General features: G+C 69.0%; 21 protein-coding genes and 1 pseudogene. 14 read left to right on the forward strand and 8 right to left on the reverse strand.

Annotated elements, in window-relative coordinates:
* The first annotated feature begins 52 nt into the window (after positions 1-52).
* From ACTWQC_RS16185 to ACTWQC_RS16200, 4 genes are all read left to right on the forward strand, one after another.
* The gene (locus tag ACTWQC_RS16185) at positions 53-634 is read left to right on the forward strand and encodes an ATP-binding protein (protein ID WP_443316377.1); all 582 of its coding nucleotides are present in this window, start codon (positions 53-55) and stop codon (positions 632-634) included.
* Positions 635-848: 214 nt separating this feature from the next.
* Positions 849-1085, forward strand: coding sequence for a DUF7848 domain-containing protein (locus ACTWQC_RS16190; RefSeq protein WP_443316378.1), 237 nt, complete (start codon positions 849-851; stop codon positions 1083-1085).
* A gap of 216 nt (positions 1086-1301) precedes the next feature.
* Entirely contained in the window at positions 1302-1589 is a 288-nt protein-coding gene (locus ACTWQC_RS16195) for a hypothetical protein (RefSeq protein ID WP_443316379.1), read from the forward strand.
* Positions 1590-2232: 643 nt separating this feature from the next.
* A complete protein-coding gene (locus tag ACTWQC_RS16200) occupies positions 2233-3897 on the forward strand; it encodes a hypothetical protein (protein ID WP_443316380.1) in 1665 nt (554 codons plus the stop codon).
* A 58-nt stretch (positions 3898-3955) separates the two neighbouring features.
* On the opposite strand, the gene ACTWQC_RS16205 is transcribed toward ACTWQC_RS16200, so the two are convergent.
* Positions 3956-4723, reverse strand: a complete 768-nt coding sequence (locus ACTWQC_RS16205) for a GntR family transcriptional regulator (protein WP_443316381.1) — start codon at positions 4721-4723, stop codon at positions 3956-3958.
* Positions 4724-4881: 158 nt separating this feature from the next.
* On the opposite strand from ACTWQC_RS16205, the gene ACTWQC_RS16210 reads away from it, so the two are divergent.
* The 4 genes from ACTWQC_RS16210 to ACTWQC_RS16225 all read left to right on the forward strand — a co-directional run bounded on the left by ACTWQC_RS16210 (position 4882) and on the right by ACTWQC_RS16225 (position 8466).
* The gene (locus tag ACTWQC_RS16210; RefSeq protein ID WP_443316382.1) at positions 4882-5235 is read left to right on the forward strand and encodes an SCO3933 family regulatory protein; all 354 of its coding nucleotides are present in this window, start codon (positions 4882-4884) and stop codon (positions 5233-5235) included.
* Positions 5235-6539, forward strand: coding sequence for an FtsK/SpoIIIE domain-containing protein (locus ACTWQC_RS16215; protein ID WP_443316383.1), 1305 nt, complete (start codon positions 5235-5237; stop codon positions 6537-6539). Before ACTWQC_RS16210 ends, ACTWQC_RS16215 begins: the two co-directional genes overlap by 1 nt.
* Positions 6536-6730 (forward strand): hypothetical protein, encoded by a 195-nt coding sequence (locus ACTWQC_RS16220; protein WP_443314036.1) that lies wholly within the window; start codon positions 6536-6538, stop codon positions 6728-6730. Before ACTWQC_RS16215 ends, ACTWQC_RS16220 begins: the two co-directional genes overlap by 4 nt.
* 308 nt (positions 6731-7038) lie before the next feature.
* Positions 7039-8466: a replication initiator gene (locus ACTWQC_RS16225; RefSeq protein ID WP_443316411.1), complete on the forward strand. Its 1428-nt coding sequence runs from the start codon at positions 7039-7041 to the stop codon at positions 8464-8466.
* 180 nt (positions 8467-8646) lie between these two features.
* Here ACTWQC_RS16225 and ACTWQC_RS16230 read toward each other — a convergent pair whose 3' ends face one another.
* Positions 8647-10152 carry a recombinase family protein gene (locus ACTWQC_RS16230; protein WP_443316384.1) on the reverse strand — a complete coding sequence of 502 codons (1506 nt, stop codon included), beginning with the start codon at positions 10150-10152 and terminating at the stop codon, positions 8647-8649.
* Positions 10153-10174: 22 nt separating this feature from the next.
* On the opposite strand from ACTWQC_RS16230, the gene ACTWQC_RS16235 reads away from it, so the two are divergent.
* The gene (locus ACTWQC_RS16235; protein WP_443316385.1) at positions 10175-10639 is read left to right on the forward strand and encodes a GatB/YqeY domain-containing protein; all 465 of its coding nucleotides are present in this window, start codon (positions 10175-10177) and stop codon (positions 10637-10639) included.
* 247 nt (positions 10640-10886) lie between these two features.
* On the opposite strand, the gene ACTWQC_RS16240 is transcribed toward ACTWQC_RS16235, so the two are convergent.
* Entirely contained in the window at positions 10887-13136 is a 2250-nt protein-coding gene (locus ACTWQC_RS16240; RefSeq protein ID WP_443316386.1) for a transglycosylase domain-containing protein, read from the reverse strand.
* A 389-nt stretch (positions 13137-13525) separates the two neighbouring features.
* Between ACTWQC_RS16240 and ACTWQC_RS16245 the strand changes: the two genes are divergently transcribed.
* Positions 13526-13858, forward strand: a complete 333-nt coding sequence (locus ACTWQC_RS16245; protein WP_443316387.1) for a WhiB family transcriptional regulator — start codon at positions 13526-13528, stop codon at positions 13856-13858.
* A gap of 147 nt (positions 13859-14005) precedes the next feature.
* Here ACTWQC_RS16245 and ACTWQC_RS16250 read toward each other — a convergent pair whose 3' ends face one another.
* Entirely contained in the window at positions 14006-15271 is a 1266-nt protein-coding gene (locus ACTWQC_RS16250) for an ArsA family ATPase (protein ID WP_443316388.1), read from the reverse strand.
* Between the two features lie 76 nt (positions 15272-15347).
* The gene (locus ACTWQC_RS16255) at positions 15348-16340 is read right to left on the reverse strand and encodes an ArsA family ATPase (RefSeq protein WP_443316389.1); all 993 of its coding nucleotides are present in this window, start codon (positions 16338-16340) and stop codon (positions 15348-15350) included.
* Positions 16341-16412: 72 nt separating this feature from the next.
* On the opposite strand from ACTWQC_RS16255, the gene ACTWQC_RS16260 reads away from it, so the two are divergent.
* The 4 genes from ACTWQC_RS16260 to ACTWQC_RS16275 all read left to right on the forward strand — a co-directional run bounded on the left by ACTWQC_RS16260 (position 16413) and on the right by ACTWQC_RS16275 (position 18859).
* Positions 16413-16568, forward strand: coding sequence for a DUF4177 domain-containing protein (locus ACTWQC_RS16260; RefSeq protein WP_443316390.1), 156 nt, complete (start codon positions 16413-16415; stop codon positions 16566-16568).
* The gene (locus ACTWQC_RS16265; RefSeq protein WP_443316391.1) at positions 16568-17032 is read left to right on the forward strand and encodes a RidA family protein; all 465 of its coding nucleotides are present in this window, start codon (positions 16568-16570) and stop codon (positions 17030-17032) included. Before ACTWQC_RS16260 ends, ACTWQC_RS16265 begins: the two co-directional genes overlap by 1 nt.
* A gap of 112 nt (positions 17033-17144) precedes the next feature.
* Positions 17145-18032: an NUDIX hydrolase gene (locus tag ACTWQC_RS16270; protein ID WP_443316392.1), complete on the forward strand. Its 888-nt coding sequence runs from the start codon at positions 17145-17147 to the stop codon at positions 18030-18032.
* Positions 18029-18859 carry an MBL fold metallo-hydrolase gene (locus ACTWQC_RS16275; RefSeq protein WP_443316393.1) on the forward strand — a complete coding sequence of 277 codons (831 nt, stop codon included), beginning with the start codon at positions 18029-18031 and terminating at the stop codon, positions 18857-18859. The genes ACTWQC_RS16270 and ACTWQC_RS16275 overlap by 4 nt, the downstream gene beginning before the upstream one ends.
* Before the next feature lie 46 nt (positions 18860-18905).
* On the opposite strand, the pseudogene ACTWQC_RS16280 reads toward ACTWQC_RS16275, so the two are convergent.
* From ACTWQC_RS16280 to ACTWQC_RS16290, 3 genes and pseudogenes are all read right to left on the reverse strand, one after another.
* A pseudogene (locus tag ACTWQC_RS16280) lies at positions 18906-19547 on the reverse strand (nucleotidyltransferase).
* Between the two features lie 9 nt (positions 19548-19556).
* Complete coding sequence (locus tag ACTWQC_RS16285; RefSeq protein WP_443316394.1) at positions 19557-19997, reverse strand: helix-turn-helix domain-containing protein; 441 nt, start codon at positions 19995-19997, stop codon at positions 19557-19559.
* A 412-nt stretch (positions 19998-20409) separates the two neighbouring features.
* A complete protein-coding gene (locus ACTWQC_RS16290; protein ID WP_443316395.1) occupies positions 20410-21084 on the reverse strand; it encodes a Crp/Fnr family transcriptional regulator in 675 nt (224 codons plus the stop codon).
* Between the last annotated feature and the right edge of the window lie 42 nt (positions 21085-21126).

Raw genomic sequence — 21126 nt, forward strand, 5'->3', positions numbered from 1 at the left:
CCACCCTGCCGGGATCGTCCCGGCAGACGTGACCGAGGACGGTGGATCGTGCATGGGAACCGGAAGGGTCGTGAGCGGCTCGCTCCCGACAGCAGAGGGGGGAATCGTCGGGCGTGCTGAGGTAGCGGCAGCGGACCGCTTCCGAGCGCTCACGCTCTTTGCTGCCGCAGAGGACACCGCGTACGCCGCGCGGCACATGGCGGCCGGGACGCTGACGAGCTGGGACCTCAGCGGCCTGGCTGAGGACGTGGAACTGTGCGTCTCGGAGTTGGTCGGCAACGTGGTGCTCCACGCCATCAGTGACCGTCGCCGGACGGAACCCGGCCACCGCCCGATGATCACGCTCACTCTGCGGTCCTGGCCGCGGTGGCTGTTCGTGGACGTGGCCGACGAGGACGCCTCCCCGCCCACGCTGCCGATCGGTGACGGTTTCGGCCCGGACTTGGCCGAGGACCTGCCGGAAGCGTTGTTACCGGATCACGGGCGGGGGCTGCACATCGTGCGCACTCTGGCCGATGGCGTGTGGTGGACGCCTGGGGAGGGCGGCGGCAAGAGCGTCTTCTGTCGCTTCGATCTCGATGCCGGTTCTCGTAGAACGCCGTCCATGGCTGTTGAGGAGGGGCGGTGGACGTGATGGCGCGAGTGCTGGCGCTGCGAGTGCGGCGCGGAGACGTGGTGAGCGACCGGGGCCGACGGCGAGAGGTCAAGGCAGCCCGCTCGAACCGGCGTACGTCGGGGCGTCCGACGGTGGTGCTGGTCTTCAAGTCAGGGCGTGCTAGGCGGATGAATGCGACCGACATGGTGGAAGTGGAGCGCGGCGGACGTGGCTCGGGTGGGAAGGAGCGGCGATGACGCCGCGGGCTGTATGGCGCTACGCGGACTGGGTGTTGACCGCGGACACCTCCGGGAGTGGGCCGATCTACGTGGCGGAGTGCACGACGTGCGGGGATGCCTCAGAGGCCTCGGAGGAGACGGAGGGGCCGGAGGTCTGGAGCCTCAAGCACGCGGGGCGGACGGGTCACACGGGCTTCCGCAACATCATCACGAGCTTCTCGCGGGCCTCCTTGGCGGAGGGGCGGCGCTGATGTCACCCGCACCCCTCACGTAGAGCCGGATCACGTACGACAACCGCATACGAGACCGGACCACCCCTGAGCCCTGGTAAGCGCGGGGTGGTCCGGCGGGAGTCCTCGCTGAGAACCCCGGTGCCGAATGGTACCGGGGTCGATCGTCGTTCGCTGACGCGATGCGATCGCTCCGGACGAGAGATCAGCTACCCACACGCGGAAGGGACTTGAGTGGTGGACGACCCAAGGGAACCAGGTTTCGAGAGCGAAGCACTGGACCTTGACGCGATCCTGTGGGTCCGTGGCGTGGACTACGTCGCGGGCTGGCGGGAGGCGAAAGACGCGGCGGCGGAGCTTGCGGACGCGCTGACCGAGGCAGGGGTGAAGACGACCGGGGTTCAGGCGCGGGCGGATGCTGCTGCCGACGGCTCCGGTGTGGTCCACATGCGGCTGTCGGCGCCGACGGTACGCGATGTCGCGGCGGTGCTGCGGGACGTGGCGGCCTGGCGGAAGGCCAATTGATGAGGGCGCGCGGTGCCGGGGTGGTGCGCTGTGGGCACGTCGCCGGCCGGAGAGACTTTGGGCTGGAGCTGCCATGGGGCGAGAGATCGGGGGCCCTTACGCTGGCCCGCGGATCGGGCTGGCTCCTGGCCTGCCCGCAGTGCCCGATCTGGGCCCCCGATCTTAGAGGCTCGCCCCATGGTGGCTGCCTAAAGTCTCGGAGGCCGCCGACCCCCAGCCACAACGGCTGTGCCAAAGACTGGCGGAACGTCGGCCGCGCCGCTGCTCTGGGCTCGCTGCTGCGTGTGCGGGCGGTGGGCGCCCGGACGGGACCGGCCGCCAGGCCGCATGCCCGGCCGGGGCGGCCCAGCCGCCCGGCGCGCCGCAGGCGCGCCCTTGAGTAAGTAAAGCCAGGTTTCGACAGTAGTTCGCACCAGGCGAGCCTGGATCGGTCCGCAGGCGTGCAGGTAGGAACCGAACGATCAGTGTCAGCGCATGGGCATTGGGCTGATGGGCAGCGCACGGCCACTGACCTGAGGGATGAGGCAGGGCCGGGACCCTTGCCGTCACTTTCAACCAGCGACCCCGATTGGAGCAGCTGAGTGGCCACGTAGAGCGACCTCTGCCATATTTTCCTCGTCCGAGTAGGTTCTAAGAGTGAGACATGACTATGGCGGAGCGCTCTCATTTCGAAAATTACATCGGCATGAAAGTCGTCTCCTATGACGGTCAATATCTGGGAGAAATCGGCAGCGTGTTTGCTTCGTCTGCGGCGAGCGGGATTGATCGCTTCATTGCGGCGATTTCCCCCGAAAGGGAGCGAGGGAGGCGACTCACTCTGTGGAAAACTGTTCCGCTGAGTGGTGCAAGGGAGCGGGCAGGCGCTAGGGAAGTCGTGGTTCCTTACGGCGTAGACCGTGTAAAAACGGCCCCTGAATTTTCCGTAACCCCTAGGGAGTTGGACGCAGCAGCGGCGCGGGAGATTTCACTCCACTTTGATTTGTCAGCTCGTCTGCTCGAGGGGGCGGTCAATCTTCTCCTTCCCGAACCATCAACATCGCTCGGAGGTTATCTCCCGGGTGCGCACGACCGTAAGAGTGGTGCCGCTACAAGCATCAACGGAGCTGATCCCGAAATTGATCAACCCCTGCCGGGAAATCATGCTTGGTCAGATCGCAGCGAAATCGGGGCTTGGTCCCAGGCCGCTCAACTCGTCGGGCTTGGAATTCAGCTTACCGGGCATAGTAGCCTCCTTGGCGAATGGCAGGAAGAAGCCCGAATTCTTCTCCTACCTAATGTTGGGCCGTTCGATGGCCGCGGCACGGTCGTGGCTGCTCAGACAGCTTTCGATCGTTTGGGACTCTCGCTCACTGCCCGAGAATTCCTGGACAGTCCCGACTGTGTGCCCGAGGAGCACCGTTCCGAGATCCAAGAGATTCTATGGGTGGAGTCCCACCTAAACGATTATGGCGCGTCCAGGGAGGCTGCAATTGCTCTTCTACTCGTAAGCCTGAGTTCACCTCATGAGATCGTTCGTGCGGTCGTCGCGTCCGAGCTGTCTCGATTCTCTGAGGTTTCAAGCGGAGTCATTGATGTGTTGCTTGAAGGATGCCGAAGTCTGTCAACCACAGTATGTGATATCTCGGCAAACGCCCTGGCGCGTATCGGCGGTCATTGCAGACTGCTTAGCGATTTCCAGAATGAAGGAGAAGATATTGGGCCGGAAACATCTTCTCACACGAGCATTACGGTTCATGGTACGTGGGCACGCTTCAACGCATGGTGGCGCCCAGACAGCGAGCTCGCATCATATATCAGGGGCACGTGCAGTAGTGATCTCTGGAACCAGGCGAGTCCGTTCAGCTGGGGTGGCGGGTACAAAAATGACGCTCGGCAGCGTGCGGGAGGAAAGCTCAGGACTTGGACTGGAAGGAAGAGAATCAATTGCCTGGAAACTGTTTATGCGCACAGCCATGGGGCGAACGTGGCCTTCTACGCTGCACTTGAGGGTGTCAATATGCGGCTTCTGGTCTTGCTTCACCCTGCAATCGTCCGCCGGTCTCGCTTTGATGAGGACAGGATTCTAGAGAGCGTGGGTCGAGTTATCGCCTTCACGACATGCTGGGATCTAGTTGTTCTTGCTGACCGAGCTCACCGCTTCTTTCCATCTCTAGATCCTAGGCTTGAAGAAACGCGCTCAGGATGGTTTAGCCACCGCACCTTTACCAAGCAGAGTGTTTGGGAGTCAAAAGAACTTCCCGATGTTATTGACTTTGAACGGGGGCTAGTGGATCCCAATTTTCCCGTGCCCTCCGGATCGGTGGCATAGGTTTGCTTCTTTGTTGGGCTGTTTAGTTTCGCCAGAAAGATGAGCCCGCTACTGAGGCTCACCGAGCGCGATCAGGGCTATCGATTGTGATGCGGTAGGAGAGTTGGGCGTGGTCGCCACTGGCGCGCAGTTCTTCGAGCATGAGGGGTGCATCGTCGGTGCCGTGAGTGACCCGCAGCGTGTGCATGACCGGGGTGGCGTCGGGGAGATCCAGGGCGGTGCGCTCGTCGGGGAGCGGCATGCGGGCGCGGACGGTTTCGGACCACCACAGTTCGTGTCCGGCCTTGGTGAGCAGTGCGTAGATCTCTGTGGGTTCGGTGTCGGGGGCGTCGGCGAGCGGAGTGCCGTCGGCGGTGGCGTACGGGATCAGGGTGCGGTGCAGTAGCCGCGTTCCCGTGCCGGGGTCGATGAGCAGTCGGTCGCAGCCGAAGAGTGCTTCTCCTTTGTCGAGTTGGAGGAGTGGCCCGGTGATGGCCGTGGTCTGGGTTCGGTAGACGGCCGGTTCTTGTTCGTGGTCCCAGACGGTGCCGGTGTGGGTGGTGAAGCGGCCTGAGCCGTTGCGGGTGATGTTCCGCTCGATGGTCACGGCGGGTGCTGTGGTGGCGCGGACGAACGACCCCTTGCCGTGGCGGACTTCGATCAGTCCTTCTGAGCGGAGGGCGGCGATGGCGTTGCGGACGGTGGGGCGGGAGACCTTGTAGCGGTCGATGAGTTGGGTCTCGGAGGGGAGCGGGCTGCCGGGCGGGAACTCGCCTGCGGTGATGGCGTCGCGGATGGCGGTGGCGACCTGCTGGTAGAGCGCTCCGGGCCGCTGGATCTCTCCCATGGGTGGGTCTCCTGTCGTGTGTCGTCGGTCTCCTTAACGTCACTCGTCAGCATAAGCGCTTGACCTCTCCAACACTAGAGGCGCATAGTCGTCACTCGTCAGTACGAGTGACGACAGTGTGTGCTGTCGTCCTGGATGGCCAAGGAGGCCGACAACACATGCAGTCCATACCCGTGGACACATCCCGGCTTGGCGCGCTGATGTGCGTGGTCAAGCCGGAACCGAAGATCGCGGACTTCGAGAAGCAGGAGGTGAAGAAGGACCGGGACGGCAACACGATCTACACCGTCGCTGTGACGGTGCGGCAGGAGGGACGGCGGGTCTCCGTCATCGAGATCTCGGTGACCGGCGAGCCGAAAGGCATCGAAGAGGGCATGCCCGTTCGCGTGACTGGCCTGGAGGCGTTCTCTTGGTCGATGGGTGACCGGCACGGGATCAGCTTCCGCGCTGCTGCCATCACCCCCGTCCCGGCCGCCCCGCCCTCCGGCGGGGGTAAGGCGGGTGGTGCCTGATGGGGCCCATCGCTCTCGCCTTCGTCCTAGCGGCGCTGGCCTGGCTGGTGGTGGCCGGGGCCGCGCTGCGGCAGCGATTGCCGCACTGGCACTGGTACCTGACCGGCTACCCGGTCACCGTGGCGCGGGTGCTGGCCACCTGGCGCAAGGTCGCGCGGCTCAACGACCTGTCGGTGGCGCCGCAACCCACCCGGGCCGTGCTCGGCACCCTGGCGGTCAAGGGAGAGGCGCTGCGGCCGGTCGCGCCGCGGATCTCCTTCCCCCGCGCTAACCGCAACGGGCTGTCGCTGGTGGTCAGGTTGCACCCCGGGCAGACCCCGGCGCCGTTCATCGCGGCCGCCGACGCCCTTGCGCACGCCTGGCGGGTGCACGCGGTGCGGGTCACTTCGCCGGAACGCGGGGTGGTGCTGCTGGTCGCCACGGCCAGTGATCCCCTTCAGCGTCCGGGCATTGCCACGGCTCCGGCCGCGCTCCTCTCAGCTCTGGTGGGGGTGCTGGAGTCCGGTGGCGCGTGGGTGATGAACCTGCGTCAGGTGCCGCATTGGCTCATCGTCGGCGCCACCCAATCGGGGAAGTCGACCCTGCTTGCGCGCTTGGTGGCCCAACTCGCACCGCAGCCGGTGGCGCTGGTGGGGATCGACTGCAAGGGCGGCATGGAACTCGGACTGTTCGGCGCACGCCTGTCGGCGCTGACCACCTCACGCCGGGAGGCGGTGGCGGTGCTGGGCGCGCTGGTGGTCGAGGTCCAGGCACGCATGCACGCCTGCCGCGCCGCCCGGGCCCGATCGATCTGGGAACTTCCCGAGAAGGCCCGGCCGGTCCCGATCGTAGTCCTAGTCGACGAGCTGGCCGAGCTGTACCTCTCCGATGGCACCCGAGAGGGACGGGTGGAAGCCGAGCGGTGCTCCACCTCCCTGCTGCGCCTGGCCCAGCTCGGCGCCGCACTCGGGGTGCATCTGGTGGTCGCCGGGCAGCGAGTCGGCTCCGACCTGGGACCCGGGGTCACCGCACTGCGCGCCCAGCTCTCCGGCCGGATCTGTCACCGCGTCAACGATCCCGGCACAGCCGAAATGGCCCTCGGGGACCTGAACAAGGACGCCGTGGTCGTGGCTCAGTCGATCACCCCGGAGGAACAGGGTGTGGCTGTGTGCACGGCTGCTCACGGCGGCTGGGGCCGGGGCCGCTCCCATCTGACCACGACCGAAGAGGCTCGGCAGGTCGCCGAGGAGTACCGGGAGTTGACGCCCGAACTCCTCGGCGTGGCCCGCGCCCTGGAGGCGCCGACGGGAGGTGAGCGGGGGTGAGTGCATCGGCTGCGATGCCGCTGGTGGTGGTCTTCGGGATCATCACCGTCCTCCTGGTCCGCTCCCGCGATGTGAAGGCGTGGGAAGCCGTACTGATCGGCCTGTTCGGCTTCTACACCGCGCTCACGCCGATCGGCTGGGCCGTAGTCGGCGTCGTGAACTGGGTCCTCTCCGGCTTCACCCACACCTAAGCCACCAAAGGGAGGGACCTGCACCTTCATGCCCATGCGCCGTGTGCGCTGCCCCATCTGCAAGGGCGAGCGCTACCGCATCACCCGCAACGGACGTAAGCGGCGCTGCCGCTGCTGCCGCGGCAAGGGAACCATCCGCTGACCAACCGCACGACCGACCGACCCGACACAGGAGTGATCGCCATGGACGCACACCACCCACACCCATCCACCCGTGCCGCTACGGCGGCCCACCCTGGGAGGTCCCCACCATCACCACCGACGCAACATCGGCCGACAGGCGCGCCGCACTCGACCGCGCGGCGCGCCTGCGCCACCTCGCCGAAGCAGACCAAGACCTGATACACCGGGCCAACGATCCGCTCTGCGGCCGCTGGCTGGAGCAGATCACCGCCACCGGCGGCTGCGCCCAACCGATCCACCTGACCGGCTCCACGACCGTCTACGACGCAGCCACCGGCGCCGTGCTGCACCACTACGACACTGCCGCCGAACCCGGGGAACGGCTCCTGGTCCGCTGCCGCAACCGCCGCGCCACCGTCTGCCCGGCCTGCTCACGCCTCCACGCAGGCGACACCTACCACCTCGTGCGCGCCGGACTCACCGGCGGCAAGAACGTCCCTGAACACGTCCGGGACCGCCCCCGGCTGTTCCTCACCCTCACCGCGCCCTCGTTCGGACCGGTGCACCACGCTGCGGACGGTGAACGCTGTCGTCCTCGGCGCGCAGCAGGCGAGTGCGAACACGGGCGTCCGCTCGGCTGCCCTGCCGTCCACACCGAGGCTGATCCGCTCGTCGGCCAGCCGCTGTGCCCCGACTGCTACGACTACACCGGACACGTGCTCTGGCACGCGCACGCCGGGCGCCTGTGGAAAGCCTTCACCGACAACCTCTACAACCACCTCGCCGCACGCACCGGACGCACCCGAACCGGCCTGCGCCGCTCCGTGCGCATCTCCTACGCCAAGGTCGCCGAATACCAGAGCCGCGCAGCCGTCCACGTGCACGCCGTGGTGCGCCTCGACGGCGCGCGCGGCCCAGTCGATGAACCCCCGGCCTGCGTCGGTGCGGATCTGCTGGCCGACACCGTGCGCACCGCGGCGGCGGCCGTGCGCCTGCGTACTTCCTACAGCCGAGCCCTGGGCGAACACGAACTGACCTGGGGCACCCAGCTCGACGTCCAGCCGCTGCGGGCCTTCGGTGGCCCTGACGGAATGGCCGACGGAGCGGTAGCCACGTACGTCGCCAAGTACGTCACCAAGGGCGCGGGTGCTGCCGGATCCGCCGGCGGCACCGACCACCGCATCACCAGCCCCGACGACATCAACCACGTACCCGTATCCCCGCACGTCCGCACCCTCATGCACACCTGCTGGCGCCTCGGCAGCCTCCCCGAACTGGACCCGCTCCACCTGCGCGCCTGGGCCCACAGCCTCGGATACCGCGGCCACATCCTCACCAAATCCCGCCGCTACTCCACCACGTACACGGCCCTGCGAGCCGAACGCGCGGCGCACCAACGCCCCGAGGCGATACCCGCCGATGACCTCGGCACGGTCACCGAGGCCCACTGGCGGTACGTCGGCTCCGGCCACACCCCCGGCGCGGCCCTCATCGCCGCAGGCATCGCCGAAGACCTCACCCGCAACCGCCAAATCGCTCGGGAAGAACAGGCGCAGGGTCCGCATAGCTCCGGACGACGCTGCCTGGGCGGCCGGACGGAGGCGACGAGATGACCGGGAGGCGTGACTGGAAAGCGGAGCGCGCGCGGCACCTGGAACGTGTCTGTTCTCGCTTCCCGACCAAGATCAGTCCGGAAGGGGCGCGGCGGCTGGCTCGTCTGCTCCGGCCATCGGGTGACACGTTGCCCAGGTAGAGATGGGCCCCAGAGATCCGGGGCCCATCTTCGCGTTCGGCTAGAGCGGGTTGGGGTCGATGTCCACGCGCCCAAAGTCGAAGTGCTTGCCCTTGACCGCTGGTTTGTCGATGATCACAGCGGCGAACAGGAAGCGCAGAACGGCATTCAGGCGCTCGTACTCTTCGGCCTTCTCAAGTTGGGTCCAGATCTTCCGTGCGTCCGGCCCGACCAGTCCGCGGAGGACCTCGGCGGCGGGGCGGACGACCAGTTTGCGCTCGACCCTCGCGATTCGATCTTCGACGGTCTTCCGCATGGCCCGGTACTCGTGCGTCCTGAGTTCTCGTTTCTCCCACATGTCCCTGAGTTCAGCCAGTTCCTCGCGATCTGCCTCGATCGCGGCCTGGTCCTCCTCGGAGAGCGCGGTCGCCGTCTGTTGGCCCGTGACATCGAGGCGTTCGAGCAACTTGATCGCCGCATCCACCACGAACTGCTCCAGAGGTGCGGCGGAGACTGTGCAGTAACAGGTCTTCGAGTCGCTCCGAATGGCGCGGTTGCACACATACTTGCCGCCGCTGCCTCTCATGCGGCCGCTGCAAGCCTTGCAGACGGCCAACCCACGCAAGAGGTAGGGCCGCTTCGGTGCGTTCCTCCCCTTAGCCGCAGCCGCGCGAAGAGTTCGCCGCTCCCGCACCTCGTCCCACATGCCCCGGCTGATGATCGCGGGCCAGTCACCCTGGCCGATCTCTTCTCCGCGGAATACGCGCAACGCCGCAACGTGGTGGCTGTCAAGGACCGACAGGACGTTCACGCCGTTCCATTCCTGGCCGAGCGCAGTCGGCTCTTTCCGGTGGTTGAGGTCGCGTGCGATGGCCGTGACCGACTCACCATCGAGATAGCGAGTAAATATCTCGCGTACGATCTCGGCCTCCTCGGGGAGGATGACCGTCCCGCTCTTGTCGTACCCGTACCGTCGCTTTCCCGTATGGGGCTTGCCGTCCTGGGCCCGTTCGATGAGAGCAGCCTTCAGGCGTCGTGAGGTGTCATCGCTGGATCGGCAGGCGTGAGCTACCTCGATGCGCAGAAAGAACCGGTCGTCGGGGTCCGCGAGGTTCCGATGGTTGGCCTCCCCGTGAAGCGTGATGTCGTGGTCGTCCGCGATCTGCAGCAACTCTTCGAGATCGCGGGGCTGCCGCATTAGGCGGTCCGGGTGGTAGGTCAGGATGTGACGTATCCGGCCTTCGCGGGCGGCCTCGAGCAAGGCGTCCCACCCCTGGCGCTTTCGGTTGCGCTGCCAGGCGGAACGGTTGTTGTCCACGAACACCATCGGCTGTGCGATAGAGAGACCGAGTCGCTTGGCCATTTCCCGGCAGATGCGCTCCTGGCGCTCGACACCGGTCTGATCGTCGTCGTTCACGTGAGAGATGCGGCAGTAGATCGCTGCCGACTCCCCGGTCCAGTCGGCGCGGGCGCGTGGTACGCCCTTCGCCCCTGCCATTCGGGCAAGCTTCCGCGCGCGTACCGAGCTACCGTCCACCACCTGGGGTATTTCCTTGCCAGAGCGCATAGTTAGAGGATATGAAGAAGCCATGACCACCCTCAAGGACAGGCTTCAGGACGACCTCACCGCCGCGATCAAGGCGCGCGACGAGCTGCGTGCCTCCACGCTCCGGCTCACCCTCTCCGCGATCACCACGGAGGAGGTCGCGGGCAAGTCGGCGCGGCAGCTCTCCGACGACGAGGTGCAGAAGGTGATCGCCCGCGAGGCGAAGAAGCGCCGGGAAGCGGCGGAGGCCTTCGCGCAGGGAGGCCGGGCGGACCAGGCGGAGCGGGAGCGCGCCGAGGGCGAGGTCCTCGCCGGGTACCTGCCGAAGCCGCTGACCGACGAGGAGCTGAGCGCGATCGTCGCGGAGGCTGTGAAGGAGGCCGCGGCCGGCGGCGCGGAGGGGCCGCGGGCGATGGGGGCCGTCATGAAGATCGTCAACCCGAAGATCGCGGGTCGGGCCGAGGGCGGCCGCGTCGCCGCCGAGGTCAAGCGCCTGCTCGCGGGCTGACGCGGCGCCCCCACCTGCGGCCCGCTCCGTTCCGTACGACGCGCTGACCGTACGACGCGCTGACCGTACGAAGTGCTCACCGTGACCGTACGCGGTAGCTGACCGTGACCGTACGGGGTGCTGAGCCCGCATACGCAAGGAGGCGGCCGCAGATCCCGCCCGGACCGCCTCCTTCGCCTCCACCGCCTCCATGCCGTTCAGGCCAGGCGGCTGTCCATTCCTCTTGCGTCCTCTGCCCGCTCCGCTATCAGTTCTTCCTCCGGCCCGCGCCGCCGTTCCCGTTCCCGCCGTCGCTGTCCCAGCCCCCGTCCAGGCCGCCGATGAGATCCGGCGGGAGCGAGATGTCCGGCCACGGGTTTCCGCCGTTCCCCTGGCCGCCGTTGCGCCCGTGGTCGTCGTCCGGCCGGTCCGGCTTCGAGTCCGCGACCGGCGCCGTCGGCAGGCTGGGCGCCGGCTTGCCTGCGAGCGCTCCGGCCATCGCGTCACGCCAGATCGGCCCGGGGACACCGCCGCCGAAGACCTTGTCGTGGTACCGGCCGCCGATGGTGATGTTCTCCATCGGCACCTTCGTGGTCGGGCTGCCGACCCACACAGCACCGGCCATGTTGGGCGTGTAACCGACGAACCAGGCCGCCACGCGGTTGTCCGTCGTACCCGTCTTGCCCGCGCTGTCCCGGCCCTGGAGCCCGGCCTGCTTGCCCGTACCGTCCTCCACCACGCCCCGCAACAGGGTGTTCATCGTGTCGGCGGTCTTCTCCGACATGACCTTCCTGCACCTGGTCTCCGGGACTGCGAGGTCCTTGCCGTCGGCGTCCGTGACCGAGTCGATGGCGATCGGCGTGCAGTACGTGCCGCGGTTGGCGAAGGTCGCGTACGCGTTGGCCATGTTCAGGGGCGCGATCGTGGCGGCGCCGAGGGTGACGGCGGGGCCCTGCGGGAGCTTGCCACCATTGCCCATCAGCACGCCCATGTTCTGGGCGAGGTCGGTCACCGGGCAGACTCCGATGTCACTGATCATCGCCACGAAGTAGGTGTTGATCGACTTCGCGGTCGCCTCCTTGAGGCTGTACGGGCCGACCTCGTCGCGCTTCTCGTTCTGGACGGTGGCGCCCTCGGTATTCGTCCACGTGCCGTCGCAGGTCTGCACCGGGCTCGGGTAGGGCATCTTGTACGGCGACGGGTAGGCCTTGGAGGTCGGAGTTCCCTGCTCCAGGGCCGCCGCCGCGGTGAACGGCTTGAACGTGGAGCCGACCTGGAAGCCGTAGTTCGAGCCGCCCATCCGCTTCTCGACCGAGAGGTTGATCTGCGTCTCGTTGTCGCCGAAGCCGTACGGGCGGGACTGGCCCATCCCGCGGATCTTGCCCGAGCCCGGCTCGACGAGCGTCACGGCGGTCGCGACCTTGTCGTCCTGGTCGACGTGGTCGCTGATCGAGTCCTGCACCGACTCCTGCGCCTGCGGGTCGAGCGTCGTACGGATCGTCAGGCCGCCCTGGTTCCAGCGCTTGGCCCGGACCTCCTCGGTCTTGCCGAAGACCTCGTCCTGGAGGAAGACCTCTCTGACGTAGTCACAGAAGAAGCCGGCGCCGCTGGTGGCGGTGATGCAGCCGTTCCTGGGCTTGCTGATGTCCAGGCCCAGCGGCTTCGCCTTCGCCTTGTCGGCCTGCGCCTGCGTGATGTCGCCGAGGTCGGCCATCCGCTGCAGCACGGTGTTGCGGCGCCGGGTCGCCTCCTGCTCGTCGTTGACCGGGTCGTAGCGGCTCGGCGACTGGACGACGCCGGCCAGCAGCGCCGCCTCCTCCACCTTCAGGTCCTTGGCGGACTTGCTGAAGTAGCGCTGGGCCGCGGCCTCGACGCCGTAGGCCTGCTGCCCGAAGAAGGTGATGTTGAGGTAGTTCTCGAGGATCGTCTTCTTCCCGAGCTCCTCCTCCACCTGGATCGCGTGCTTCAGCTCCTTGATCTTGCGGCCGAGGGTCTGCTGGGTGGCCTGCGCGACCTTGTCGGGGTCGTTGCCCGCCTCCTCGACGAAGACGTTCTTCACGTACTGCTGGGTCAGGGTCGAGGCGCCCTCGGAGACGCCGCCGTCCTGGGCGTTCTTGTTGAGCGCGCGCAGGATGCCCTTGAGGTCGATCGCGCCGTGCTCGTAGAAGCGGGCGTCCTCGATGGCGACGATCGCCTTCCGCATGTACGGCGAGACGTCCTTGAGCGGGACGACGGTGCGGTCGCGCGAGTAGACGGAGGCGATCACGTCGCCCTCGGCGTCCAGGATGGTGGTCTTCTGGCTCAGCGGCGGCCGCTTGAGGTTGGCCGGGATCTCGTCGAAGCCCTCGACAGAACCCTTCGCCGCGAGGCCCAGCGCTCCGGCCGCGGGCAGCGCGATGCCTGCCATCACCGCGCCTGCGAGCACGCTGACGCCGAGGAACTTGGCGGCCTGTTGTGTTGTGGTCAGGCCACCGCCGGTGCCGGCACCGGCGCCACTGCCCGAGCGCTTCTTAGCCATGGGGGCAGCCTACGTTCTCATTCGCCGGACAGACATGCATCCCTTGGCCTAAGCTGTCTCCGACTGTTACGGCGATGCGCAGCCGCCCCGCAGCTCCTCTCCCTACCTCCCCCCGGCGCGGAGTTGTGCCCGGATCGTCATCTCGTGCCGCATGAGATCCGTCGTGGCGTCAGACAACCGTCCCGATCTGTCCGAATACATCTCGTATGCCCTCACCTCACTCCGTTGGGTGATCTGCCGCGTACGCATAGTCCGTTCGGGCCATTCAAGATTGGGCCCGCAGGGGGTGGTGCGCCCTGCCCGGCTTCCGTAGCGTCCTCAACTGGCAACGGTGAATATGCCGCTTGCCGCCGTGGGGGAGCCTCGATTCGGGAGAGGACGGCGCCAGCATGAGCTGGGTAACCGACTGGAGTACACAGGCAGCCTGCCGCACGACGGATCCGGACGAACTCTTCGTTCAGGGTGCGGCACAGAACAGGGCCAAAGCGGTCTGCACCGGCTGCCCGGTGCGGACCGAGTGCCTTGCCGACGCCCTGGACAACCGGGTCGAGTTCGGCGTTTGGGGTGGTATGACGGAGAGGGAGCGGAGGGCCTTGCTGCGCCGCCGCCCCACAGTGACCTCGTGGCGCAGGCTCCTGGAGACCGCGCGCACGGAGTACGAGCGGAGTACGGGCATCCTGCCCGTGGAGGTAACCGACGCGGACTACGCGGCGGCGGGTTAGGTCTCGTACGCCCCGATTCCCCCCTCACGCCTCACGCTCGCTCACGCCCAGCGGCTGGCTCGGCATGTCCAGGGGCAGCATGTCCAGGATCTTGGCATGCGCCATCTCGGCATGCCCAGGACCTCAGGGCAGGAGCTCAAAGAGAGCTCAAGCCGCTCCGCTCGGCCTGCCGTTCGCGAGCCGCTCACCGATGGTCCGTAGCCCTTCGAGGTCGTGCACATCACCGGGCAGCGCGGCTACTTCGGCCACGGGCACCTCAGGGTGCAGCGCGGTGAAGCGGTCCCGCGTGCGCTGCTCGCGGGCGATCACCTGCATGCGCTCGGCGTGCAGCCGTAGCAGCCCGGCAGCGAGCAGCTCGGCCGGGTCCGGATCTTCGTCGTCGTGGTCGCCCTCTGCCCTGGGGGAGCCGTCTTCGGGCGTACGAGTGCCAGCTTGCCCGCGGATCTGATCCACAATGCGGCCGTCGTCAAGATTTTCTGCGGCCGCGAGCGCGCGCTCCGCGCTGAGCTGAGCCGCCCCGCTGCCGTGCACCCGGTTCAGTACGAGTCCGGCCAGCGGCATGTCCTCGGCCGCGAGCCGCTCGACGAAGTACGCGGCCTCGCGCAGCGCGTCCCGCTCCGGGGCCGCCACCACCAGGAACGCGGTCCCCTGGGCCTGCAGCAGCCGGTACGTGGCGTCGGCGCGGGTGCGGAAGCCGCCGAACATGGTGTCCATCGCGGCCACGAACGTCTGCACGTCGCGCAGCAGCTGGGCCCCCATCAGCTTGTTGAGCGTGCCGGTCATCATCGACATGCCCACGTTGAGGAACTTCATCCCCGCCCGGCCGCCGATCTTCGCCGGGGCCATCAGCATCTTGATGAACTTCCCGTCCAGGAAGGACCCGAGCCGCTTGGGCGCGTCCAGGAAGTCCAGCGCGGAGCGGCTCGGCGGGGTGTCGACGATGATCAGGTCCCACTCGTCGCGCGACCGCAACTGGCCCAGCTTCTCCATCGCCATGTACTCCTGCGTGCCCGCGAAACCGGCCGAGAGCGACTGGTAGAAGGGGTTCTCCAGGATCGCGCGGGCCCGCTCGGCGTCCGCGTGCGCCTCGACGATCTCGTCGAAGGTCCGCTTCATGTCGAGCATCATGGCGTGCAGTTCGCCGCCGGCCGACCCGTCGATGCCCGCGACCCGGCGCGGGATGTTGTCGAGCGAGGCGATGCCCATCGACTGTGCCAGCCGGCGGGCCGGATCGATGGTGAGGACGACCACCTTGCGGCCGCGCTCCGCGGCCCGTACGCCCAACGCCGCGGCCGTCGTCGTCTTACCCACGCCGCCCGAGCCGCAGCACACGACGATGCGCGTGCGCCGGTCGTCCAGCAGCGGGTCGGTCTCCAGCAGAGGGGCCGGTTCCAGGGCGCTCACCATGCTCATGACTCCTCGCCCGCGCTCACGAGGCCCCCTCGGCGCTCATGCCGCCCCTCCGCGCTCACGACGCCCCTCTCCGGGCTCACGACGCCTCCTCCGCCACACCCTGCTTCCGCAGGTCCGCCGCCAGCCGGTAGAGCCCGGAAAGATCCGCCCCGTCGCCGAGGAACTCCAGCTCGTACGTGGGCAGTCCCAGGCCCGCGATGGCCGCGCGCTCCTCCCGCTCCAGGCGGAGCCGCTCGGCGTGCTCCCCGGCCTGCTCCAGCAGGGGGCCGACGAGCCGCTCCGCGAGGCCGCCGCGGCGCGCTCCTCCGAGCCCGGCCTGGGAGAGCGCCCTGGCGACCGTTGCACGGCCCGAACCCTCGGCGGACCGTACGGCCTCCCCGTCGAGGAACCGCGGCCGCACCATGTTGATGACGACCCCGCCCACCGGCAGGCCCGCCTCGCGCAGCTCGGCGACGCCGTCCATCGTCTCCTGGACCGGCATCTCCTCCAGCAGCGTCACCATGTGCACGGCCGTCTCGGCGGACTTCAGAACCCGCATGACCGCCTGGGCCTGATTGTGTATCGGGCCGATCCTGGCCAGCCCGGCCACTTCGTCGTTGACGTTCAGGAAGCGGGTGATACGGCCCGTGGGCGGGGCGTCCATGACCACGGAGTCGTAGACGGGCCGCCCGTCCTTGCCCTTGCGGCGCACCGCCTCGCACGCCTTGCCGGTCAGCAGGACGTCGCGGAGCCCTGGAGCGATGGTGGTGGCGAAGTCGATGGCGCCGAGCTTCTTCAGCGCCCGTCCCGCGGTGCCCAGTTTGTAGAACATCTGGAGGTAGTCCAGGAGGGCGCGTTCGGCGTCGATCGCGAGCGCGTACACCTCGCCATGGCCGCCGGGCGCGACGGCGATCTTCCGCTCCTCGTACGGCAGCGCCTCGGTCTCGAAGAGCTGGGCGATGCCTTGCCGTCCCTCGACCTCCACCAGCAGGGTGCGCCTGCCCTCGGCTGCGAGGGCGAGCGCGAGGGCGGCGGCGACCGTGGTCTTGCCGGTGCCGCCCTTGCCGCTGACGACATGGAGCCTGCTCATGCCCGGGAGCCTAACCAGTCGGCGCGCGGGCTACGCACGAGGCCGCCGGGCACAGGCATTACAGTCGGGGCCATGACCAAGTGGGAATACGCGACCGTGCCGCTGCCCGTGCACATCACCAAGCAGATCCTCGACACCTGGGGCGAGGACGGCTGGGAGCTCGTCCAGGTCGTGCCGGGACCGAATCCGGAGCAGCTTGTGGCCTACCTCAAGCGGGAGAAGGCCTGATGGGCGCGGTCGAGGAGAAGATCGCCGAGCAAGGGCTGAAGCTGCCGGAGGTCGTGCCGCCCCTCGCCTCGTACGTCCCGGCGGTGCGCTCGGGCTCGTACGTCTACACCTCGGGGCAGCTGCCGATGGTGGAGGGCAGCCTTCAGGCCACGGGCAAGGTGGGCGCCGAGGTGACCCCGGAGCGGGCCGCGCAGCTGGCGGAGACCTGCGCGCTGAACGCGCTGGCCGCGGTCAAGTCGGCCGTCGGGGACCTCGACCGGATCATGCGGGTCGTGAAGGTCGTGGGATTCGTCGCCTCGGCACCGGGCTTCACCGGGCAGCCGGGTGTCGTCAACGGCGCGAGCGAGCTGCTGGGCCGGGTGCTGGGCGACAAGGGTGTGCACGCGCGGAGCGCGGTCGGCGTGGCCGTACTGCCGCTGGACGCGCCGGTCGAGGTCGAGATCCAGGTCGAGATCGCGGACTGACCCCGCGGACTGACGCTTCGGGCTGGTCCCGGCCGACGGCTCCCCCTCGAACATCTTCGCGGGAGCGCATAGCATCCGCCCCATGACATCGGGGAATGGGCTGGGGTCACCCATGCCGAAGGCTAAGGGCTGGTATCCGGCGGAGTGGCCGGAGCGGATCCGCGCCCTCGCGAACGGCGAGCTGACGCCGGTGGACCCGCGCCGGGCCGCCACCGTCCTGCTGCTCCGCGACGGTCCCGGAGGACCCGCTGTCCACATGCTGCGCAGACGCGCCTCCATGGCCTTCGCCGGGGGCGCGTACGCGTATCCGGGCGGCTCCGTGGACCCGCGCGACGAACGGCCCGTCGGGTGGGCGGGCCCATCGCTCGCGGACTGGACCCGCCGGCTCGGCACGGCTGACGAGGCGTCGGCGCAGGCCCTCGTGTGCGCGGCCGTCCGCGAGACCTTCGAGGAGGCGGGCGTGCTGCTGGCCGGTCCTTCCGCGGAGACGGTCGTCGCGGACACCACGGGCGACGACTGGGAGGCGGACCGGGCGGCCCTCGTCGCCCGCGAGCTGCCCTTCGCCGACTTCCTGGCCCGTCGGGGCCTCGTCCTGCGCAGCGATCTGCTGCACGGCTGGGCGCGCTGGATCACCCCGGAGTTCGAGTCACGCCGCTTCGACACATGGTTCTTCGCGGCCGCGCTGCCGCAGGGGCAGCGCACCCGTAACGCGTCGACGGAGGCGGACCGCACCGTGTGGATCCGCCCCGAGGACGCGGCCGCGGGCTACGACCGGGGCGAGCTGCTGATGATGCCGCCGACGATCACCATGCTGCGGGAGCTGCAGGCGTACGGGTCGGCCGCCGAGGCGCTGGCGTCCGCGGGCGAGCGGGACCTGACGCCCGTACTGGCGCGGGCGGAGCTGCGGGGCGGGGAGATCGTCCTCAGCTGGCCGGGACACGACGAGTTCACGAAGCACATCCCGACGGGTGGCGCCGGGGCCGTGGGAGGCGACTCATGACGTACGCGGCATCCCTGCCCGGACAGCCGCGCGGCGGCGCGATCGGCGGCTCGGCCACCGCGCGGGCGGTGTGCGTCCTGGCGCCCAATCCGTCCCCGATGACCCTGGACGGCACCAACACCTGGATCGTCTCGGAGCCGGACTCGGACCTGGCGGTCGTCATCGACCCGGGGCCGCTCGACGAGGCGCATCTGGCCGGAGTGATAGCCGCGGCGGAGCGGGCTGACAAGCGGATCGCGCTCACGCTGCTGACGCACGGCCACGCGGACCACGCGGAGGGCGCCGCCCGCTTCGCGGAGCTGACCCGTACGTCCGTACGGGCTCTGGACCCGGGGCTGCGGCTCGGCGGCGAGGGCCTGGGCGCGGGCGATGTGATCACCACGGGCGGCCTGGAGCTCCGCGTCGTCCCGACCCCCGGCCACACCTCCGACTCGCTCTGCTTCCACCTCCCGGCCGACGCCGCGGTCCTGACGGGCGACACGGTCCTCGGCCGGGGCACGACGGTGGTCGCCCACCCGGACGGGCGGCTCGGCGACTACCTCGACTCGCTGCGGCGGCTGCGCTCGCTGGCGGTCGACGACGGCGTGAGCACGGTCCTGCCGGGCCACGGCCCCGTCCTGAACGACGCCCGCGGCGCCGTCGAGTACTACCTCGCCCACCGCGCGAACCGCCTGGCCCAGGTGGAGACGGCCGTGGAGGCCGGCCACCGCACGGCGGCGGACATCGTGGCCCACGTCTACGCGGACGTCGACCGGTCCTTGTGGCCTGCGGCGGAGCTGTCGGTGCGGGCCCAGCTGGACTACCTGGGCGAGCACGGCCTGATCTGACGTCAGAGACCTGCCGCGGGGCGGGCGTTGAGGCGCCGTTGAACGGTCAGTACGGGCGGGGCGCCTTGGTGCCGTGCACGGCGCGTACTCGTCCGCCGGCCACGGCGCCAGGTCGCCGAGGAGCATGGCGAGAACGGCCGGATCCGCCGAGGGTGTACGGGCGGTGGCGGCGGCCGTACGCATCTGCTCCGCGCGGGCGGTGTGGTAGCGGGCGAAGATCTCCGCGGACGCGTCGAGATCGCTGGTCCAGCCGCCCAGCGCGGCATGACGAGCGTGAAGCCGGTGCGCACGAGACGCCGGACGGCCCGGCGACTGAGACCCCGGCGCTCTTCGTCGGTGCCGGCGGCATGGGCCTGCCGCCGGAGGCGGGTGAGGACTTGGGCCAGGTCGCCGTTGGTCTCGCGGGCGAGAAGCGAGGTCGGACGGTAGCGGGGAAGGCGCTCGGCGCGGTCGGCATCGGTGGGTTCGGCGCGGGGGCGAGCAGCAGGTCGAGGTCGGAGACGCCGGGGACCGCCATGCCCCGCGGGGGCTGCCCCTAGCGATAGGCGCTGTGCAGCCGCCGGGCGCCGAAGACCTGCGGGGTCCGCTCGCCCACGGCAGCCACCACGCGCGCGTAGGCGGGGGGCACGCGGTCGAGGGAGCCCTCGCGCGCGATGAAGCCGCGGGAGTCCAGTCCCTTCTCGTCCACAGGTGTTCCTCAGCCCCGGCCCTTGCCGGGCTTGTCCGGGCCGCCTGGCAAGAAGGGGGCTGCCACCTGGAGGAAGAGCGCGCGCCGGTCCTCGGGGACGCCGAGGAGTTCGGCCGCCTCCTCCAGGGTGATGCTGGGGGTTCCCGCCCTGCCGCGCCGAGCAGGCGCGGCGGGTGCGGCGGGCGCGGGCAGGTCGTCCTCGGTCAGCTTCCCCGACCGGATGAGGACATCCCGTACGGGCACGCCGAGGGCGCGCGCGAGCCCGCGCATGGTCGCCAGGTCGGGCATGCTCTGCCGCTGCAGCAGCCGGGTGACCGCCGCGCGGTGCACGCCCGCGTCGTCGGCGACCCTGGACCGGCCGCCGCCGCGCGGATGGTCGATGTCGTAGCCCCGGGACCTCATCAGGTCCTCCATCCAGGCCGCGAACTCCTCCAGGAAGTTCCTCGCCATGGGCTCGCTCCCTCCATCCGGGCGCAACAGAGTAATGCGCGTGCGCGAGCGAACTATTGCCGGGCAGAGGGGGCTGACACCGTGCGACGAGGGGGGGACGGAGGGGTTGTGAGGTAGTGAAGCGTTGCGTGCGAACGTGCAATGATCGCGATCGTGTCCAACGCAAAGGTTTCCCAAGGGAATTGTTTGCACGCAAGCCCTTGTTGCGCTCTCGCGCGAGCGAGTAGTTTGCCCCCTAGTCGCGGCACGGCCCTGGCCTTCCCCCGTGGGCTCATGCGTGTCCGTGCCGCGACGCGGAGGGCCTCGGGGTGGCCGTACCCGGAGCAGCCGAAGGGGCCCCGCCGCCCGGCGGGACCCCTTCAGTCGTTGCAGTCGCGTACGCGTATGTGTACGGGCCGGAGACGGCCGTGCGTCAGCGCGAGCGCTTGGCGAGGCGCTCCACGTCCAGCAGGATCACGGCCCGCGCCTCCAGGCGCAGCCAGCCGCGCCCCGCGAAGTCCGCGAGTGCCTTGTTGACCGTCTCGCGGGAGGCGCCGACGAGCTGGGCGAGCTCCTCCTGGGTCAGGTCGTGGACGACATGGATGCCCTCCTCCGACTGCACCCCGAATCGGCGGGAGAGGTCGAGCAGGGCCTTCGCGACGCGCCCCGGCACGTCGGAGAAGACCAGGTCGGACATGGAGTCGTTGGTCCTGCGCAGGCGGCGGGCCACGGCGCGCAGCAGCGCGGTGGCCACCTCGGGCCTGGCGTTGAGCCAGGGCTGGAGGTCGCCGTGCCCGAGGCCGAGGAGCTTCACCTCGGTGAGGGCGGTGGCGGTGGCCGTACGCGGGCCCGGGTCGAAGAGGGAGAGCTCGCCGATGAGCTCGCCGGGACCGAGGACCGCCAGCATGTTCTCGCGGCCATCGGGGGAGGTGCGGTGCAGCTTCACCTTGCCCTCGGTGACCACGTACAGGCGGTCGCCCGGGTCACCTTCGTGGAACAGGGCATCGCCCCGCGCGAGGGTGGCCTCGCTCATGGAGGCGCGCAGCTCGGCGGCCTGCTCCTCATCGAGCGCCGCGAAGAGTGGGGCGCGCCGCAGAACGTCGTCCACGAGATCTCTCCTTGTCGACATGCCCAGGGGGCCGTAACCCCC

It is taken from the genome of Streptomyces sp. 8N616 (assembly GCF_052246385.1).
Taxonomy (GTDB): Bacteria; Actinomycetota; Actinomycetes; order Streptomycetales; family Streptomycetaceae; genus Streptomyces.

Coding starts and splice junctions, on each gene's coding strand:
- ACTWQC_RS16250 (WP_443316388.1), bottom strand. CDS start 15,271: ATGAGCATGGTGAGCGCCCTGGAACCGGCCCCTCTGCTGGAGACCGAC.
- ACTWQC_RS16245 (WP_443316387.1), top strand. CDS start 13,526: ATGAGCTGGGTAACCGACTGGAGTACACAGGCAGCCTGCCGCACGACG.
- ACTWQC_RS16205 (WP_443316381.1), bottom strand. CDS start 4,723: ATGGGAGAGATCCAGCGGCCCGGAGCGCTCTACCAGCAGGTCGCCACC.
- ACTWQC_RS16260 (WP_443316390.1), top strand. CDS start 16,413: ATGACCAAGTGGGAATACGCGACCGTGCCGCTGCCCGTGCACATCACC.
- ACTWQC_RS16275 (WP_443316393.1), top strand. CDS start 18,029: ATGACGTACGCGGCATCCCTGCCCGGACAGCCGCGCGGCGGCGCGATC.
- ACTWQC_RS16185 (WP_443316377.1), top strand. CDS start 53: ATGGGAACCGGAAGGGTCGTGAGCGGCTCGCTCCCGACAGCAGAGGGG.
- ACTWQC_RS16215 (WP_443316383.1), top strand. CDS start 5,235: ATGGGGCCCATCGCTCTCGCCTTCGTCCTAGCGGCGCTGGCCTGGCTG.
- ACTWQC_RS16235 (WP_443316385.1), top strand. CDS start 10,175: ATGACCACCCTCAAGGACAGGCTTCAGGACGACCTCACCGCCGCGATC.
- ACTWQC_RS16200 (WP_443316380.1), top strand. CDS start 2,233: ATGACTATGGCGGAGCGCTCTCATTTCGAAAATTACATCGGCATGAAA.
- ACTWQC_RS16270 (WP_443316392.1), top strand. CDS start 17,145: ATGCCGAAGGCTAAGGGCTGGTATCCGGCGGAGTGGCCGGAGCGGATC.
- ACTWQC_RS16230 (WP_443316384.1), bottom strand. CDS start 10,152: ATGCGCTCTGGCAAGGAAATACCCCAGGTGGTGGACGGTAGCTCGGTA.
- ACTWQC_RS16190 (WP_443316378.1), top strand. CDS start 849: ATGACGCCGCGGGCTGTATGGCGCTACGCGGACTGGGTGTTGACCGCG.
- ACTWQC_RS16285 (WP_443316394.1), bottom strand. CDS start 19,997: ATGGCGAGGAACTTCCTGGAGGAGTTCGCGGCCTGGATGGAGGACCTG.
- ACTWQC_RS16255 (WP_443316389.1), bottom strand. CDS start 16,340: ATGAGCAGGCTCCATGTCGTCAGCGGCAAGGGCGGCACCGGCAAGACC.
- ACTWQC_RS16240 (WP_443316386.1), bottom strand. CDS start 13,136: ATGGCTAAGAAGCGCTCGGGCAGTGGCGCCGGTGCCGGCACCGGCGGT.
- ACTWQC_RS16265 (WP_443316391.1), top strand. CDS start 16,568: ATGGGCGCGGTCGAGGAGAAGATCGCCGAGCAAGGGCTGAAGCTGCCG.
- ACTWQC_RS16210 (WP_443316382.1), top strand. CDS start 4,882: ATGCAGTCCATACCCGTGGACACATCCCGGCTTGGCGCGCTGATGTGC.